Source organism: Neisseria sp. P0008.S010 (genome assembly GCF_051962715.1).
GTDB classification, from domain to species: Bacteria; Pseudomonadota; Gammaproteobacteria; order Burkholderiales; family Neisseriaceae; genus Neisseria; species Neisseria elongata.
The window spans coordinates 23,012-40,925 of record NZ_JBQCVA010000012.1; the positions used below are offsets into that span (position 1 = coordinate 23,012).

A 17,914-nucleotide genomic window follows, 5' to 3' on the forward strand; every position below is an offset into this window, starting at 1 on the left:
TAATCCTTTCAGACGGCCTGCTATAATCCGCCGCCTATCCCGTTCAAACTCGCATTCAGGCAGACACCATGACCGACATCCTGCAAAAAATCCTTGCCACCAAAGCCGAAGAAGTCACCGCCGCCAAGGCCGCCGTCCCATTGGAAACACTCCGCCGCCAAGCCGAACAGGCCGAAGCACCGCGCGGCTTTATCGCCGTCATCCGCGCCAAACACGCCGCAGGGCTTCCCGCCGTGATTGCCGAAATCAAAAAGGCCAGCCCGTCCAAAGGACTGATACGCCCCGATTTCGACCCCGCCGCCCATGCCGCCGACTACCAACGCGGCGGCGCGGCCTGCCTGTCGGTATTGACCGACGAACCATACTTCCAAGGCGCGCCCGAATACCTGAAACAGGCCAAAGCCGCCTGTTCGCTGCCCGTATTGCGTAAAGACTTCATCATCGACGAATATCAGATTTACCAGGCGCGCGCCTGGGGTGCGGATGCCGTGCTGCTGATTGCCGCCGCACTGGAAGCGGGACAACTCGAACATTTCGAACAAACCGCGCACCAATTAGGCATGGACGTATTGCTGGAACTGCACGACGAAAGCGAATTGGAAAAATGCGCCCGCCTCACCACCCCTTTGCGCGGCGTCAACAACCGTAACCTGCGCACGTTTGAAGTCAGCCTCGACCAAACCCTGCGCCTGCTGCCCCGTTTGGACGGCAGCATCGTCGTGGCCGAAAGCGGCATCCGCAACAAAGCCGACGTCGAATCGATGCGGAAACACGGCGTGCACACCTTCCTCATCGGCGAAACCTTCATGCGTGCCGACGACATCGCCGCCGAAGTCGCCAAGCTGTTTTAACGCCCGCCCGTCCCGCCCCGGCACACGGATGCCCGGACTGTGATATAGTGCCCGCGTTTGCAATTCCTCCGTATTTCAGGCCGTCTGAAAGGAAGTTTCCGCTTTCAGACGGCCTCTTGGCATCATCATTCATGAATCAAAAAGTTTTACGCCTCTGCATCCTGCTGTCTGCCGCCGCACTGGCCGCCTGTACAGTCAAAAAACCCCGCCCCGCCTTGACACCCTCCGGCACCACCCTTCAACCGGCCAATACCTACCGCACCCCGCAGCCCGCAGGACAGCGCGCCGCCGCTGGTACGACCGTCCGCCCGGCGGGCAGCAGCGCGTCCTACACCGCCGTCGATTACGCCGCACTGCCGCAATGGTCCCACCAGCACTTCGCCAAAAGCCTCGAATCCTTCCTCAAAGGCTGCGAAAAACTGCAAAACCAACCCGGCTGGCAGGCCGTCTGCACGCAGGCCGCGCAAACCCAACGCAACAACCACGCCGCCCGCAGCTTCTTCGAACAATACTTCACCCCCTGGCAGGTCAGCGAAAACGGCCAACTCGGCGGCACGGTAACCGGCTATTACGAACCCGTCCTCCACGGCGACACGCAAGCCTCCGCCCGCGCCCGCTTCCCCGTTTACGGCATCCCCTACGACTTCGTCTCGGTAGACCTGCCCGCCAACCTGCGCGGCAGCAAAGCCACCGTCCGCGTGCGCCAAACCGGACAGAACACCGGCCGCATCGCCGCCGACGGCACCCACACCGCCAACCTCGCCGCCTTCCCCATCACCGAGCGCACTAAAGCCCTCAAAGGCCGCTTTGTCGGCGGCAGCTTCGTCCCCTACCACACCCGCAACGAAATCAACGGCGGCGCGCTGAACGGCAAAGCACCGATACTCGGCTATGCCGACGACCCCGTCGAACTCTTCTTCCTCCAAATACAAGGTTCCGGCCGTCTGAAAACCCCGTCCGGCAAATACATCCGCCTCGGGTTTGCAGATAAAAACGAATACCCCTATGTCTCCATCGGCCGCTACATGGCCGACCGCGGCTACCTCCCGCTGGCTCAGACCACCATGCAAGGCATCAAAGCCTATATGCAGCAAAACCCGCAAAAACTGGCCGAAGTATTGGGGCAGAACCCCAGCTATGTCTTCTTCCGCACCCTCGACGACAACAGCGACGGCCCCATCGGCGCGCTCGGCACCCCCCTGACGGGCGAATACGCGGGCGCGGTAGACCGCCACCACATCACGCTCGGCGCACCCCTCTTCGTCGCCACCACTCACCCCGAAACCCGCCACGGCCTCAACCGCCTGATTATGGCGCAGGATACCGGCAGCGCCATCAAAGGCGCGGTGCGCGTGGACTACTTCTGGGGCTACGGCGACGAAGCCGGACGCGTCGCCGGCAAAATGAAACACACAGGCTACGTCTGGCAGCTCCTGCCCAACGGCGTCTCCCCGCAATACCGCCCCTGAGCAGGATACCGACAGGCCGTCTGAAAGCCCCGTTTCTACACATGTAAATAGGAAACCCCATTTTGGTCGGAAACAGCGTTTCCGCGAAGCCGAGCAGCTTTTCAGACGGCCTCCGCACTACAACCAAGAACACAAAATGCCATAAAACCACACAAAACGGCGCATCAAATAACAAACAACGCCGAAAACGGAAAATTAAGCAATTTAATAACACAAACCCGCAAACTCCATCTTGCCAAGCCCCTGCCGGGGCGGCTATCCTTCCCGCCTGACAAAAACAACGCGACAACGGACACAGCCATGAACCGCATGAACAAAACCGACGACATCCGCATCAACGGCATAGACGAACTGCTGCCCCCCATCGCCCACCTCTACGAACTGCCGCTGGACGACAAGGCGGCCGAACTCGTCGAAAGCACCCGCAACCAAATCGCCGACCTTATCCACGGCCGCGACAACCGCCTGCTCGCCGTTATCGGCCCCTGCTCCATCCACGACCCCAAAGCCGCCCTCGAATACGCCCGCCGTCTGCTGCCCCTGCGTCAAAAATACGAAAAAGAGCTGCTCATCGTCATGCGCGTTTATTTTGAAAAACCGCGTACCACCGTCGGCTGGAAAGGCCTCATCAACGACCCCTATCTGGACGGCACCTTCGACATCAACTTCGGCCTGCGCCAAGCCCGCCGCCTGCTGTTGGACTTGAACAACCTCGGCATGCCCGCCTCCACCGAATTCCTCGACATGATTACCCCGCAGTATTACGCCGACCTCATCTCCTGGGGCGCCATCGGCGCGCGCACCACCGAAAGCCAGGTGCACCGCGAACTGGCCAGCGGCCTGTCCTGCCCCGTCGGCTTCAAAAACGGCACCGACGGCAACCTCAAAATCGCCATCGACGCCATCGGCGCGGCCTCCCACCCGCACCACTTCCTCTCCGTTACCAAAGCCGGACACTCCGCCATCGTCCACACCGCGGGCAACCCCGACTGCCACGTCATCCTGCGCGGCGGCAAAGAGCCGAACTACAGCGCGGAACACGTCCGAGACGCCGTTTCCCAACTGACCAAAGCCGGAGTCAGCCCCCGCCTGATGGTAGACTGCAGCCACGCCAACAGCCGCAAAGACTACACCCGCCAAATGGAAGTTGCTCAGGACGTGGCGGCGCAAATCCGCAACGGCGAACAAAACATCATGGGCGTGATGGTGGAAAGCCACCTCGTCGAAGGCCGTCAGGACAAACCCGAAACCTACGGCCAAAGCATCACCGACGCCTGCATCGGCTGGGACACCACCGAAGAAATGCTCGCCCTGCTGGCTGACGCCGTCCGCAACCGCCCCTGACGCACGCACACCGTCCGAGGCCGTCTGAAAAGCACCACCCGCATTTTCAGACGGCCTTTCCGCATCAGCCGCCGGACAGAATCGCAAATACCGATTGCCGTCGGACAAACGGCCTGCTATAACCGCAAACCTTTCTTTCAGACGGCCTTCAAACACACGGAACACCCATGAAAATCATACTGGCCACCTCCATGGGCGGGCTGGGCGGCACCGAAACCGCCAGCCTGCGCCTCGGCAGCCTGCTGGCACGGCACGGACACGACGTATTGCTGGCCGCATCCGACGGTCCGTTGGTCTCCGACGCACAAGCCGCGGGCATGCGTTGGCAAAACATTGACTTTTACGGCGGCGGCCGCACCGGCTACCTGCGCGCCGCCCTGTCCTTCGCCCGCCTGCTGCGCCGCGAACGCCCCGACATCGTCCACTGCCAAATGGCGCGCATCGTCCCCGCCTGCGCGATAGCGGCCAAAACCTGCTCGCCGCGCAGCAAGGTTTTCTACCACGCGCGCGGCCTGAACCCCGAAACCTATCCCAAAATCGCCCGCCTGTTTGCCAAGCTCGGCGTATACATCATCGCCAACTGCCGCCACGAACAGCAGAAACTCATCCGCCACGGCTTTCCCGCCGGACGCACCGCCTACACCTACAACGCCCTGCCGCCCGCCCCCGCCGTTTCCGCCAAAACGCCGCGCGGTTTCGTTATGCTCGGCACATTGTCGCGCTTGGACAAAGTACGCGCCGTCCACCTGACGATAGACGTTTTCCACACCCTGCTGCAACGCGGCCTGCCCGTCCGACTGCACATCGCGGGCACGGGCGAAGAACGCCCCGCCCTAGAAGCGCAGGCCGGACGGCTGGGCATTGCCGACAAAGTTTCCTTCCTCGGCGCGGTGCGGGATTTGAACGCCTATTTCGCCGACACCGATATTCTGGTGAACACCTTGGACTGCGCGGGCGACCACGGCGCGGGCGTGGGCAACAATATTTTGGAAGCCGGGCTGTACCGCACCGCCGTCGCCAGCTACGACGCGGCAGGCATTGCCGAAATGGTGGAAAACGGCAAAACCGGTTTCTGCACCCCGCTGCACGACCAAACCGCGCTGGCCGACGCACTGGAACAACTCGTCCGATCGCCCGAACTGCGTCAAACCTTCGGCAACGCCCTGCACGAACGCGTTACCCGCCTGTGTTCGGACGACGAAATCTACCGCACGACCATGGCCGCCTACGCACTGTAAGGCCGTCTGAAAAAACCGTTTCATCCAACCAAACCACGCTTTCAGACGGCCTCATCCGCAAAACCGCGCCCGACGGAAAACCAAGCCTGCGGCCGCGGCTTGCCGAAGCGCACACGCTCGGCAAACCCGACATACAAAACCCGCACCGGCGGCAGAAAACCATCCTGAAACCGCCCCGCCCGACCGCCGCCCGCCACATGGCGGCAAACTGTTTTTCAGACGGCCTCCCGCACACACTTTGCGGATAAAACCGCCGCCCTTACAATAGCCCCCTTTTTCAGACGGCCTCCCGCACCATGAACATCACCATCGCCGCCCCTTTCTGCTCGCTGCCGAACGAACCCTACTTCAACCGTTTCCGCTATCTGGCCGAACGGCTGGCCGAACGGCACGACGTTTTGCTGATTACCAGCAATTTCCGCCACCACGACAAAACCTTCCGCCGCCCCGAGGACGCGGCCGCCGCATCGGAAGGCCGTCTGAAAGTCATGCTGCTGGCTGAAGACGGCTACCGCAAAAACGTTTCCCCCACCCGCCTGAAAAGCCACCGCACCTTCGTCAAAAATCTCGAACGCTGGCTGCAAAACTGCCCGCCGTATTCGCAGGATGTCGTCTATTCCGCCTACCCGCTGATGGGCAGCAACATCCTGCTGGGGCGACACAAAGCACGGCTGGGCTTCAAACTGATTACCGACGTGCAAGACGTATGGCCCGAATCCTTCTCCGCCGTTTTGCCCTTCATCAAAAAACTCCCGCCGCGCCGCCTGCCCTTCGCCCGTCGCGCCGACCGCGCCTACGCCTGCGCTGACGGCCTGATCGCCGTCTCCGACAGCTACCTTGCCCGCGCCCGCGCCGCCAATCCCGACGTACCCGCAGAAACCGTCTACATCGGTGCCGACTTCGGCGAAATCGCCGCCATCCCGCCGCACCGCTTCGCCGAACGCAAAACCCGCCTGTTCTACCTCGGCACCCTCAGCCACAGCTACGACGTCGAAACCGTCTGCCAAGGCGTGCGCCTGCTCGAAGCGGCGGGCGAAGCGGTAGAACTGCACATCTGCGGCGGCGGCCCCGACCTCGCCCGTCTGCAACAAAAATTTTCAGACGGCGGCATCATCTTCCACGGCTACCTGCCCTACCGTGAAATGATGTCCCTGGCCAAAGGCTGCGACATCGCGGTAAACCCCATCCACAGCTACGCCATGCAGTCCGTCACCAACAAACTGTCCGACTACATGGCACTGCAAAAACCCATCCTCAACAGCCAGCAAAACCCCGAAGTACACCGGCTGCTGAACCTGCTGCCGCACGAACACTACCGCTCGGGCAACGGCGCGGACTTCGCCGCCGCCTACCGCCGCCTGACGCACAACCGCCAAGCCCCCGTGCAACGCGACGAAATCGCCCGCCGCTTCGACCGCGACACCGCCTACCGCCGCATCATTGCCATGATAGAAGGCTTCGTGTAAATTACCGCGCTTCCCGCCGTCCACACGGCATAACAAACCCCAAAAGGACTTCCCATGAAAACCCGCACCGCCGCCATCGTTTTGGCCGCCGTTTTAACCGCTCCCGCCTTCGCCGCCGAAACAACACAAGCCTCCGAAGCGGCAACCACCTTCTGCAAACTTTCCGCCACCATCGCCCATGATGCCGTATTGGCCAGACTGAACGGCGAAAAACGCGAACAAGCCGAAAAAAGACTGCTGAAACGCTTCATGCCTGCGGCCAAACACGTCAAAGCCCGCGAAATGGTTCAAGAAACCGTCACACGCCTGACCGGCTCAATCTACCAATCCAAGCTGAACCCGAACCTGGAAAAATCGGATTACAAATACATTGCCGAAGAAGTCGGCAAAGGCGAATTCCAACTATGCATGGAAGCCGCAATGTCAAACTGATAGAATCCGCCAATCAGGCCGTCTGAAACCGAAAATCCCACCCTTCAGACGGCCTGCAATGCGAGGCAACCCGCCTACCCCCGTAAACACGATACCGACCGAAAAGGAAAAACATGAATACCAAAGCCACCCTCACCGCCGTCCTGCTGCTGGCCGCCTCCGCCACCTTTGCCGCACCGTCTGAAGAAGACAAACAGAAAGGCATCGAAGCCTTCTGCAACGCAGCCGCCAACATGGCATACGACTCCATGCTGTCCGGCCTGAAAGGCGAAAAACGCCCGGCCGTACAAAAAAAACTGGAAGCCAAATACCTCAAACCCTTTGCAGAAGATAAAAACCTGTCCGGAGTCATGAGGGAACAAATCCAATATGCACTGAAAAAAACCGAAGTCATCCTGAAAGAAGCCAAACAAGCCGGCTTAAAAGTAAAACCGGCAGAATACGAGGAACTGGCCATGGAAGCCGGCAGGGCCGAAATGGAAGTCTGCATGAAAAACATGGCCGAATAAGCGATGAAGGCCGTCTGAAAAAGCTTCAGGCGGCCTTTTGTCAAACCGAGGAATACCAATGAACACATCAAAATACGCCGCCGCCATACTTTTTGCCGCCGCTTTTTCCGCCGCATCCGCAGAGCCTCGGGAAGCCTCCGTCCAAGACAGATGCATCCTCACCGGCCTGATGGCGCAAACCGCCATGGGCGAAAGGCTGGCCGGTACGGACATCGGGCAGGCAATGGAAAAAATGACCGAACGCTACATGGTGGTTGCCCAAAACGACGCCACCCGCGCCTTCGTCGAACGGCAAATCGCCCGCGTCGCCCGCGGAATATACCGTTTGCCGCAATCAGCTTTAAACGCAGTCCCGAAATCCGACTATGAAATCTTCGCACGCGATGCGGGCAAGGCCGAATATCAACTGTGCATGGAAGCACTGAACGGCAACCCTGCGAAAGCCAAATAAAGGCCGTCTGAAAACCATGACCGACCTCGTCAAACGCCTGCTCGACATCATCATCGCCGCCGCCGCACTCGTCCTGCTGTCGCCCGTCCTGCTGCTGCTCGCCTGGCAGATACGGCGCAAACTCGGCACGCCCGTCCTGTTCCGCCAAGTCCGTCCCGGACGCGGCGGCATCCCCTTCGTGATGTACAAATTCCGCACCATGCGCGACGCGGAAGACGAAAACGGCCGCCCCCTGCCCGATGCCGAACGCCTCACACCCTTCGGACACAAACTGCGCGCCGCCAGCCTGGATGAACTGCCCGAACTGTGGAACGTATTGAAGGGCGACATGAGCCTCGTCGGCCCCCGCCCTCTGCTGATGGAATACCTGCCGCTTTACAACGCCGAACAACGCCGCCGCCACCTTGTGCGCCCCGGCATCACCGGCTGGGCGCAGGTAAACGGCCGCAATGCCATCTCGTGGCCGGAAAAATTCCGCCTCGACGTATGGTATGTCGAAAACCGCTCCCTGCTTCTAGACATAAAAATCCTCTTTTTAACGGTTAAAAAAGTCTTAGACCGCAGCGGCATCAACAGCGAAGGCGAAGCTACCGCCGCCAAATTCACCGGCAACGACGACGCATAAAACCGGCCGTCCGAAACCCGTTTCCGCCCTGCCGAAACCGCACTTTCAGACGGCCTGCCGCCTCCAATCTTGGAAACACCCATGCAGAAAACACATAAAAAACTCGCCATCATCGGTGCGGGCGGCCACGGCAAAGTCGTTGCCGCCACCGCACTGGCCGCCGCCCGCTGGACGGAAATCGTCTTTCTCGATGACGAAGCGGAAGGAGAAATACTCGGCCTGCCCGTCATCGGCTGCACAGAGCTGGCGGGCATGAGCGTTTTACCCGCCGAATACGATTTGGCCGTGGCCGTCGGCGGCAACGCCGTCCGCGAACGCCTCTGCCGCCGTTTTGCCGCGCTGGGCTTTTCCCTGCCCGTTATCATTCATCCGACTGCCGTCATCGCGCCCGATGTCGAAATCGGCGCAGGCAGCGTGGTCTTCGCACAAGCCGTCATCCAGCCGTGCTGCCGCATCGGCGACGGCGCAATCGTCAACACCGCCGCCACAATAGACCACGACTGCATTCTGGGCGGCTTCGTCCACATTAGTCCCGGCGCGCACCTGGCGGGCGGCACGCAAATCGGCGGCGGTTCTTGGATAGGCATAGGCGCGTGTACCCGCCAGCAAGTCAAAATCGGTGCCAACGTCATTGTCGGCGCGGGCGCGGCGGTGGTATCCGATGTTTCAGACGGCCTGACCGTCGTCGGCAATCCGGCCAAACCCTTAATCAGGCCGTCTGAAAATACTTTGGCGGCTAAGTCCGAACAAGCGGACGGGCAAAAATAAATCCGCCGCCGTATTCAAACAGGCCGTCTGAAAAGCTACAATCCTCCGTTTCGTTTTCCGGTTAAGACCCCGTCATGCTTAACACCGCCCTCTCCCCGTGGCCGAGCTTCACCCAAGAAGAAGCCGATGCCGTTTCCAAAGTCCTGCTGTCCAACAAAGTCAACTATTGGACGGGCAGCGAATGCCGCGAATTTGAAAAAGAATTCGCCGCCTTCGCAGGCACGCAATACGCCGTCGCCCTTTCCAACGGCACGCTGGCACTCGATGTCGCGCTTAAAGCAATGGGCATCGGCGCAGGCGACGACGTCATCGTTACCTCGCGCACCTTCCTCGCCTCCGCTTCTTGCATTGTTACCGCCGGCGCGAACCCCGTGTTTGCCGACGTGGATTTGAACAGCCAAAACATCAGCGCGGAAACCATCAAAGCCGCGCTGACGCCGAATACCAAAGCCATCATCGTTGTCCACCTCGCCGGTATGCCTGCCGAAATGGACGGCATCATGGACTTGGCAAAAGAACATGATTTGTGGGTTATCGAAGACTGCGCCCAAGCGCACGGCGCGAAATACAAAGGCAAATCCGTCGGCTCCATCGGACACGTCGGCGCATGGTCGTTCTGCCAAGACAAAATCATGACCACCGGCGGCGAAGGCGGCATGGTCACCACCAACGACAAAGAGCTGTGGAGCAAAATGTGGTCGTACAAAGACCACGGCAAAAGCTATGACGCCGTGTACCACCGCGAACACGCCCCCGGCTTCCGCTGGCTGCACGAAAGTTTCGGCACCAACTGGCGCATGATGGAAATGCAGGCAGTCATCGGTCGCATCCAGCTCAAACGCATGCCCGAATGGACGGCGCGCCGCCAAGCGCACGCCGCCAAGCTGGCAGAAAGTTTGGGCAAGTTCGCCGGCATCCGCCTGATTGAAGTCGCCGACTACATCGAACACGCGCAATACAAGTTCTACGCCTTCGTCAAACCCGAACACCTCAAAGAAGGCTGGACGCGCGACCGCATCGTAGGCGAACTGAACGCGCGCAAAGTCCCCTGCTATCAAGGCAGCTGTTCCGAAGTCTATTTGGAAAAAGCCTTCGACAACACGCCGTGGCGGCCGAAAGAGCGGCTGAAAAACGCCGTCGAACTGGGCAACACCAGCCTGATGTTCTTGGTGCATCCGACGCTGACCGACGGCGAAATCGCGTTCTGCAAAGAACACATCGAAGCCGTATTGGCAGAAGCCACGGCATAAACCGTTTTTTCAGACGGCCTCCCCCGATTGAGGCCGTCTGAAAACAAAATGGAGTACAATCCGCCGTTTCCGTTTTATCCCTTACCGAGGCCGTCTGAAACGGGCCGGGCGCGCTTTTCAGACGGCCTCAACCGTTTGACGGGCCGTCTGAAAACGGCTTTCAAGAAGTAAAAAGGCATCCGCTATGCAAGCATCCGAAATCAAACAATCCGCCATCGGCAAATTCCGTGACAAAACCGCCACAATCGGCATCGTCGGCCTGGGCTACGTCGGCCTGCCGCTGATGCTGCGCTACGCCGAAACCGGCTTTAAGGTACTGGGGTTCGACATCGACGCCGAAAAGGTCGATAAGCTGAACAAGGGCGAAACCTATATCGAACACATCACGGCCGACAAAATCGCCGCCGCCCGCGCCGCCGGTTTCGAAGCCACCACCGACTTCTCCCGCATCGGCGAAGTGGAAGCCGTGATTTTGTGCGTGCCGACCCCGCTGAACAAATACCGCGAACCGGACATGAGTTTCGTCATCGACACCACCGATGCGGTAAAACCGTATCTGCGCGCGGGCCAGGTTTTGTCGCTGGAATCCACCACCTATCCGGGCACGACCGAAGAAGAGCTGCTGCCGCGCGTGGAAGAAGGCGGTTTGAAAGTCGGCGAAAACGTATTCCTCGTTTACTCTCCCGAACGCGAAGACCCGGGCAACCCCGATTTTGAAACCCGCACCATTCCGAAAGTCATCGGCGGCCACACACCGGCCTGTTTGGAAGTCGGCCTCGCGCTGTATCAGCCCGCCATCGACAAAGTCGTCCCCGTCAGCTCCACCAAGGCTGCCGAACTGACTAAACTTCTAGAAAACATCCACCGCGCGGTCAATATCGGCTTGGTGAACGAGATGAAAATCGTCGCCGACAAAATGGACATCGACATCCACGAAGTCATCGACGCCGCCGCCACCAAACCGTTCGGCTTCGTCGCCTACTATCCCGGCCCGGGCTTGGGCGGCCACTGCATCCCCATCGACCCGTTCTACCTGACTTGGAAAGCGCGCGAATACGGCGTGAACACCCGCTTTATCGAGCTTGCCGGTGAAGTGAACTCTTCCATGCCCGAATATGTGGTCAATAAAACCGCACTGGCGTTAAACGACCGCCAACGTTCGATTAAGGGCAGCAAAGTGTTGGTATTGGGCATCGCCTACAAGAAAAACGTAGACGACATGCGCGAAAGTCCGTCGGTGGAAGTGATGGAACTCTTGCGCGACCTCGGTGCGGAAATATCCTATTCCGACCCGCATGTGCCCGTGTTCCCGAAAATGCGCGAACACAAATTCGACCTGAAAAGCGTGCCGCTGACCGCCGAGAGCATCGCCTCTTACGACTGCGTGGTGCTGACCACCGACCACGACAAATTCGATTACGATCTGCTGAAACAACACGCCAAACTGATTGTCGATACGCGCGGCAAATATTCGGGCAAACACGACAACATCGTTAAAGCATAAGAGGCCGTCTGAAAATGTTCGAAACCATCTCAAACCGCAAAATCAAATTCGCCCTGGTCGGCTGCGGTCGCATTTCCAACAACCATTTCGGTTCGTTCGAATCGCTGCAAGACGAGTGCGAACTCGTTGCCGTGTGCGACACCGATCCCGCCGCACTTGAAGCGGCGGTCAAACGCACCGGTGCAAAAGGTTATGCCCGCTACGCGGAAATGCTGGCCGAAACCGATGCCGACGTAATCGTCATCACCACCCCGTCCGGCCTGCACCCCGAGCAGGCAGTACAGGCATTGGAAGCCGGTTTTCACGTCGTTACCGAAAAACCGATGGCCACCCGCCTGCACGACGGCGAACGCATGGTCCAAGCCGCCGACAAAGCCGGCAAACGCTTGTTCGTGGTGAAACAAAACCGCCTGAACGCCACGCTGCAACTGCTCAAGCGCGCGGTAACGGAAAAACGCTTCGGCAAAATCTGCATGGTGCATTTAAACGTCTTCTGGACGCGCCCGCAGTCGTATTACGACCAAGGCAACGGTTGGCGCGGCACTTGGGAGTTTGACGGCGGCGCGTTCATGAACCAGGCCAGCCACTACGTCGATTTGATGGAATGGCTCATCGGCCCGGTCGAAGACGTGCAGGCGATGATTTCCACCCACCGCGACATCGAAGCCGAAGATACCGGCGTGATGAACATCCGCTGGCGCAACGGCGCGCTCGGTTCGATGGCCGTTACCATGTGCACCTACCCGAAAAACCTCGAAGGCTCGATTACCATTCTGGGCGAAACCGGCACGGTACGCATCGGCGGCATGGCGGTGAACGAAATTCAGGAATGGAACTTCGCCGACGAACGCGATTACGACGAACAAATTAAAACCGCCAACTACGAAACCACTTCGGTATACGGTTTCGGCCACCCGCTGTATTACAAAAACGTCATCGACGTATTGCGCGGCCAAGCCGAGCCTGTTACCGACGGGCGCGAAGGCCTGAAATCGCTGGAACTGATTATCGCCGCCTACCTCTCCGCCCGCGACCATAAAACGGTTTCGCTGCCGCTGGTGTACTGATAAACGGCAGCAATCATAAAAAAGGCCGTCTGAAAACCCGAAACAGGGTTTCAGACGGCCTTGCGTTATTTTCCGCCCTCTCCCGCCAAGCCGTGCAGCAGCAATCCCAATACGTCCTGCGGCAGCTTTTGCGGCGCAGCGGCATAAAGCGCGGCCAGTTGCGAATGGCGCATCAATATATCCGCCTGACGGATGAACAGGTCGATGAGTTCCACCGGCAAATCGGGCTGAATCAGGCGGCGTTGTTGCAGGGTATGGAAGAAACCGCGCATAAAGGCGTATTTTTCTTCGTTCAACTCATGGAAAAACCGTTCCAGCTCCAAATCGGTGTTCTCTTCAATGTCGCGCAGGAAGGCGGCGGAATAAAGCTCGTCGAACGACTGCCGTTGCAGGGCGAACACGGCTTCGGCGGCTTCGCGCAGGCTGCACTGCCGTGCAAGTAGCGCCTCAAATTCGGCACGGACGCGGTTTTTCTGCTCGGTAACGATTTCCTGCAAAAGCGCGTTTTTGCCGCTGTAATGTTTGTAAAAGGTAACGCGGCTGACGGCGGCCTCGGCGCAGATTCCGCCTACGGATACGGCGGAAAAGCCGTGTTCGCGGAACAGGCGGCGGGCGGTGTCGGCGATGGTTTGTTGTTTGCTGGCGGTCATGACGGTAGGAAGGTTTTGATTTTGTTCATAAAGGGTGTTCATTAAAGTTATCCGCAAGTCGGATACTCATCATATTTCCCCACGACGGCAATGGCAATACGGCGGCGTTTCAGACGACCTCTTTCCTTGTCCCTCCGCTACACCCTACGAATGAGGGGGCTGTCGGATGCTTAGCAAACCAAATTCATAAAGGCCGCGGAATTGCCCTCCCAAACCTTCTCCCGCCGAACTGGGAGAGGGAATTGTTTTTAAGATAGTTGGCTATAAAAAGGGGGAAGTAAAGTGAATGATAAACACTTGCATTCCTGTTTTTTGTTTCTTATACTTTACATTAATAGTTTGTTTTATGTAAATGTGTAAACAACAAATATTTGCATACTGACGGAGCGGTTGGATTGTCTGATGTTCAATCCGCCCCGACGTATGCCGTCTGAAAGGATAAGGAAATGCAGAAACCTACCCTCCGCCGCCTGCCGCTGCTGCTTGCCGCCACCTTTGCCTCCGAATGGATTTATGCCGCCGATGCGGCGCAAAACGCGGAACAGGTGCAGTTGGAAGAAGTCGTCGTAACCGGCGAACGCACCAACCGCAGCGGCTTTGAAACCGCCACGTCCAACCGCGTTTTCACCACGCCGAACATCGACCGCAGCGGCCACAATCTTTCCGCGACCGACCTGCTCAAACAGACCGTGAACACGGTGGACTTGGGCAGCGGCAACGATTTGCCGACCGTGCGCGGCGTGGACGGCTCCGGCCCCGCTGTCGGCGCAGTGGCGTTTTTCGCGGGCACGCGGCCGCGCCTGAACCTGTCCATAGACGGCCGCTCCGCCACTTACAATGAATTCGCCTTCGGCACGCAGTCGCTGTGGGACATGCAGCAGGTGGAAGTCTTGCGCGGGCCGCAAAGCCATGTGCGCGGGCAGAACGCGGTGGCGGGCGCGGTGGTGATGCGCTCCAAAGACCCGACCGACGAATGGGAAGGCGCGCTGCGCTTGGGTTTGGGCAACCAGAAAACGCGCAACATCGCCGGCGTAGTGTCCGGTCCGATTGTGAAAAATAACCTTGCCTTCAGATTGAGCGCGGAGCGGCAGCAACGCGAAAGTTACGAGCCGTTCGTGTCCTACGAACCGACCGGCAACCCGCGCCGCGTGGAAAACACCAACGTGCGCTTCAAACTCCTGCTCACGCCCGAAAACCATCCCGATTTTTACAGCCGCCTGACGCTGAACCACATCCGTTCGCGCGCGCCGCAAAACGAAATCATGGGCAACACCGCCAGCCGCCGTTTTTTAAAAGAAAAGCCCGTGTTCGTAACCGGCTCGACATCGGGCATCTGGGACGTATCGTGGCAGCTTAACGACTATCTGAAACTGGAAAACAAACTGGTTTACGGCCGCTACCACAACGAGCGGCTGCACCTGCCGATGACCGTCAGCCCGCAAGGCGTGCCCGCCGAACTCAAAGGCCGCGAACTGCAATGGGAGCCAGTATTGCATTTTTCCAACAAAGGCCGTCTGAAAGGCCTTGCCGGACTGCACTACTTCCGCAGCAAACAAGACGAATGGGTGGACATCCGCAGCGTCGGCGGCCGCAACACCTTTGACGACCGCAACAGCGTGCGCGCCCTGTTTGCCGAAACCACATACAGCCCCAGCGAAAAATGGGACATCACGGCCGCCGCCCGCATTGAAAAAGAAACGCACAAACGAAGCGGCGGCAGCGGCGCACTGCACCTCGATTTAGACAAAGGCCAGACCGTGTTCCTGCCCAAAATCGACATTGCCTTCAAACCCACCGACCAATGGGTCAGCGGCATCAAAGCCGCGCGCGGTTACAATCCCGGCGGCGCGGGCATCACCTTCGGCCGCCCCGTCGTAACCTACACTTATGAACCCGAATATGTGAACAACTACGAGTGGTACACCCGCTGGCGCAGCGCAGACCGCCGCCTGCAACTCTCCGGCAACCTGTTCCTGAACCACTACCGCGACATGCAGCTCCCCTTCTATCTCGGCACCAACTCCGTCGTCATCCGCAACGCCAAAAAAGTCCACACCTACGGCGCGGAACTCGCCGCCGACTGGCAGGCGACCGACAGCCTGAAACTCACCACCGGACTGGGGCTGCTCAACACCAGAATCAAAAGCTATCCCGACAGCGGCATCGAAGGCAACAAACTCGGCCGCGCACCCAAATACACCGCCAACATCGGCGTGAAATACCTGAACGACAAAGGCTGGGAAGCCGGCGGCGACGTGCACTTCTACAGCGGCTACTACTCCGCCGCCGACAATGCCGAATCAGGCAAAATCGGCGCATACAACCAAGTCAACCTCTACACCGCCTACAACTTCAAACAAGGCCGCATCTCGCTCTACGCCGACAACGTGTTCAACCGCCGCCGCCCTATCTTCATTTCCAGCACCGACCGCCAAGACGCGCTCTACCAACGCCCCAGAAGCGTGGGCGTGAGCGCGGAATGGAAGTTTTAGGCGTGGCTGAAATGATGGAGGCCGTCTGAAAAAAACGTAGATCGGGCATCAATGCCCTACCTACGGTTACTGGAATAACGAAGGTCGTCTGAAACGGCCGTAACAACCGACTGCCGTCATTCCCGCGCAAGCGGGAATCCAGACCCATCCGTACAGAAACTTATCGGATAAAGAAGTGCCTTTGAGTCTCCATTCTGGATTCCCGCCTGCGCGGGAATGACGGCACAAGAAATCTAATAAAAAGCCAAACATAAATGCCCAACTATTGACCTACCCTGCTTCCCCAACACCCAAAGGAATCCCATGCACTACTTCACCCCCGCCAAAACCCTGCCCGAAGGCACCATCTACCTGACCGACCTGACCCACGTCGCCGACTTTGCCGACTGGCTGGCCGAATTCGAAACCCTGTTAAACCAAAACCGCCGCTTCGCCACCGTCTGCACCCCCATGCGGCGACAGGTGAGCGACGAACAGCGCATTGCCGACCGCAAAACCTACATCGAATGGATAAAGGCACACCGGCCGCAACTCGCCGAACGCTGTGCCGCCATGCTCCTCATCGAACCCGATGCGGCGCAACTGCAATTCTTCCGCGAACAATCGTCCAAACTCGCCCCCGCGCTGGGCGTGAACTACATCGTCGAAGCCGACGAGCAGACCGCCCTGCTGCGGGCGGAAGAAGCGTTGAAGGTCGTCTGAAAACAGCGCTTTATCTTTCCAACCGCCGCAGCAGCGTTACCAATCCTTCCGCACAGGTTTCCGCCCGATTTTTGATTTCATCCGTACTGTAAAGCGCAGGCGACGTGCCGTGGAAATAAAACGGGTCGATATAGTTCATTTGCGTGTAATAGGCCGTTTGTTCGAGATTCTTGCAAAACTCGTACACACGGAAATGCGCCTCGCCGTCGGCTCGGTAATCCTGTTCGGGCGCGCCGATGGTGATGCTGGGCACGAAGTTTTTACCCTTCAATTTATCTCCGCCCGTACCGTAGGCAAAACCGTAAGTCAGCACGCAGTCGAAATACTGCTTTAAAATCGCGGGCATGTTGTACCAATAGAGCGGATATTGAAACACAATGGTCCGATGGCGCAGCAATGCCTGCTGCTCGGCGGCGGAATCGATTCGGTAGTCGGGATACAGTGCGGCGAGGTCGCGGATTTCGATGTCCAAACCGCTGTTCTGCAGATGTCCGACAACGGCTTTGTTGGCTACGGACCGGCTGAAATCGGGATGCGCCAAAATGACGAGGGTCATGATTATTCCTTCTTGGATATTGAAAACGGTGCGATTGTAGGCAGCCGGAAACAGCCGATCAATAACTATCCTTTTGAATAGGTGGAACAATGAAAACAGAATGTCAAAGCGAATATTTCGGCTTCGGTGGCAAAACCTACCCATGCCCGCTGAGTGTGGCGATGGATTTGGTCGGCGGCAAATGGAAGGCGGTCATCCTCTACCACCTGCAAGGCGGTGCAAAACGCTTCGGCGAACTGCACGAATGTCTTCCGGGCATCACCGAAACAATATTAAGCCGCCTGCTCAAACAGTTGGAACACGACGGACTGGTGTCGCGGCAAGTATTTGGCATCAAACCGCCATTGAAAACGAAATATGCCTTGACGGCATTCGGCAGCAGTTTTCTGCCCGCACTGGCCGCCCTGACCGACTGGGGCAACCAAGTGGTAACGGAACGCGGCAGCTTATCGGTTCAAACCCGACGTACCCTGTAACAAAATCCTTTACCGCTTTATCAACAAGCCGAACCTGCTTTCAGACGGCCTTTGCCTTCATTCT

Annotated in this window: 19 protein-coding genes; 17 read left to right on the forward strand and 2 right to left on the reverse strand. The window is 58.6% G+C overall.

Features of this window, described 5'->3' with window-relative positions; translation table 11 throughout:
• The first annotated feature begins 68 nt into the window (after positions 1 to 68).
• The 14 genes from trpC to ACTHSL_RS04960 all read left to right on the forward strand — a co-directional run bounded on the left by trpC (position 69) and on the right by ACTHSL_RS04960 (position 12,974).
• The gene (gene trpC, locus ACTHSL_RS04895) at positions 69 to 851 is read left to right on the forward strand and encodes an indole-3-glycerol phosphate synthase TrpC (protein WP_440380549.1); all 783 of its coding nucleotides are present in this window, start codon (positions 69 to 71) and stop codon (positions 849 to 851) included.
• A 131-nt stretch (positions 852 to 982) separates the two neighbouring features.
• Positions 983 to 2,320: a murein transglycosylase A gene (mltA, locus tag ACTHSL_RS04900; protein ID WP_440380550.1), complete on the forward strand. Its 1,338-nt coding sequence runs from the start codon at positions 983 to 985 to the stop codon at positions 2,318 to 2,320.
• 300 nt (positions 2,321 to 2,620) lie between these two features.
• A complete protein-coding gene (gene aroG, locus ACTHSL_RS04905; RefSeq protein WP_440380551.1) occupies positions 2,621 to 3,664 on the forward strand; it encodes a 3-deoxy-7-phosphoheptulonate synthase AroG in 1,044 nt (347 codons plus the stop codon).
• A gap of 167 nt (positions 3,665 to 3,831) precedes the next feature.
• Positions 3,832 to 4,902, forward strand: coding sequence for a glycosyltransferase (locus tag ACTHSL_RS04910; RefSeq protein ID WP_440380552.1), 1,071 nt, complete (start codon positions 3,832 to 3,834; stop codon positions 4,900 to 4,902).
• Positions 4,851 to 5,150: a hypothetical protein gene (locus ACTHSL_RS04915; protein ID WP_440380553.1), complete on the forward strand. Its 300-nt coding sequence runs from the start codon at positions 4,851 to 4,853 to the stop codon at positions 5,148 to 5,150. Before ACTHSL_RS04910 ends, ACTHSL_RS04915 begins: the two co-directional genes overlap by 52 nt.
• Before the next feature lie 48 nt (positions 5,151 to 5,198).
• Positions 5,199 to 6,368, forward strand: a complete 1,170-nt coding sequence (locus ACTHSL_RS04920) for a glycosyltransferase (RefSeq protein ID WP_440380554.1) — start codon at positions 5,199 to 5,201, stop codon at positions 6,366 to 6,368.
• Positions 6,369 to 6,422: 54 nt separating this feature from the next.
• A complete protein-coding gene (locus tag ACTHSL_RS04925) occupies positions 6,423 to 6,800 on the forward strand; it encodes a hypothetical protein (RefSeq protein ID WP_107885733.1) in 378 nt (125 codons plus the stop codon).
• A gap of 113 nt (positions 6,801 to 6,913) precedes the next feature.
• Positions 6,914 to 7,309, forward strand: a complete 396-nt coding sequence (locus ACTHSL_RS04930; RefSeq protein WP_049251681.1) for a hypothetical protein — start codon at positions 6,914 to 6,916, stop codon at positions 7,307 to 7,309.
• Positions 7,310 to 7,367: 58 nt separating this feature from the next.
• On the forward strand, positions 7,368 to 7,760 hold the full coding sequence (locus ACTHSL_RS04935) for a hypothetical protein (RefSeq protein WP_440380555.1): 393 nt from the start codon (positions 7,368 to 7,370) through the stop codon (positions 7,758 to 7,760).
• 16 nt (positions 7,761 to 7,776) lie between these two features.
• Positions 7,777 to 8,385: a sugar transferase gene (locus ACTHSL_RS04940; protein ID WP_440380556.1), complete on the forward strand. Its 609-nt coding sequence runs from the start codon at positions 7,777 to 7,779 to the stop codon at positions 8,383 to 8,385.
• An 81-nt stretch (positions 8,386 to 8,466) separates the two neighbouring features.
• Positions 8,467 to 9,153 carry an acetyltransferase gene (locus ACTHSL_RS04945; RefSeq protein ID WP_440380557.1) on the forward strand — a complete coding sequence of 229 codons (687 nt, stop codon included), beginning with the start codon at positions 8,467 to 8,469 and terminating at the stop codon, positions 9,151 to 9,153.
• Positions 9,154 to 9,227: 74 nt separating this feature from the next.
• Positions 9,228 to 10,403 (forward strand): DegT/DnrJ/EryC1/StrS family aminotransferase, encoded by a 1,176-nt coding sequence (locus ACTHSL_RS04950; protein WP_440380558.1) that lies wholly within the window; start codon positions 9,228 to 9,230, stop codon positions 10,401 to 10,403.
• A gap of 184 nt (positions 10,404 to 10,587) precedes the next feature.
• A complete protein-coding gene (locus tag ACTHSL_RS04955) occupies positions 10,588 to 11,907 on the forward strand; it encodes a nucleotide sugar dehydrogenase (RefSeq protein ID WP_440380559.1) in 1,320 nt (439 codons plus the stop codon).
• Between the two features lie 14 nt (positions 11,908 to 11,921).
• Positions 11,922 to 12,974, forward strand: a complete 1,053-nt coding sequence (locus tag ACTHSL_RS04960) for a Gfo/Idh/MocA family protein (protein WP_440380560.1) — start codon at positions 11,922 to 11,924, stop codon at positions 12,972 to 12,974.
• Between the two features lie 65 nt (positions 12,975 to 13,039).
• On the opposite strand, the gene ACTHSL_RS04965 is transcribed toward ACTHSL_RS04960, so the two are convergent.
• Positions 13,040 to 13,666, reverse strand: coding sequence for a TetR/AcrR family transcriptional regulator (locus ACTHSL_RS04965; protein WP_440380561.1), 627 nt, complete (start codon positions 13,664 to 13,666; stop codon positions 13,040 to 13,042).
• A 404-nt stretch (positions 13,667 to 14,070) separates the two neighbouring features.
• Between ACTHSL_RS04965 and ACTHSL_RS04970 the strand changes: the two genes are divergently transcribed.
• Complete coding sequence (locus tag ACTHSL_RS04970) at positions 14,071 to 16,116, forward strand: TonB-dependent receptor (RefSeq protein ID WP_440380562.1); 2,046 nt, start codon at positions 14,071 to 14,073, stop codon at positions 16,114 to 16,116.
• 303 nt (positions 16,117 to 16,419) lie between these two features.
• A complete protein-coding gene (locus tag ACTHSL_RS04975) occupies positions 16,420 to 16,818 on the forward strand; it encodes a hypothetical protein (RefSeq protein WP_009311147.1) in 399 nt (132 codons plus the stop codon).
• Positions 16,819 to 16,828: 10 nt separating this feature from the next.
• On the opposite strand, the gene ACTHSL_RS04980 is transcribed toward ACTHSL_RS04975, so the two are convergent.
• Positions 16,829 to 17,374, reverse strand: coding sequence for an NAD(P)H-dependent oxidoreductase (locus ACTHSL_RS04980; protein WP_040665801.1), 546 nt, complete (start codon positions 17,372 to 17,374; stop codon positions 16,829 to 16,831).
• Positions 17,375 to 17,463: 89 nt separating this feature from the next.
• Here ACTHSL_RS04980 and ACTHSL_RS04985 point away from each other — a divergent pair, with 89 nt between their 5' ends.
• Positions 17,464 to 17,850 (forward strand): winged helix-turn-helix transcriptional regulator, encoded by a 387-nt coding sequence (locus ACTHSL_RS04985; protein WP_440380563.1) that lies wholly within the window; start codon positions 17,464 to 17,466, stop codon positions 17,848 to 17,850.
• Positions 17,851 to 17,914 lie beyond the last annotated feature (64 nt).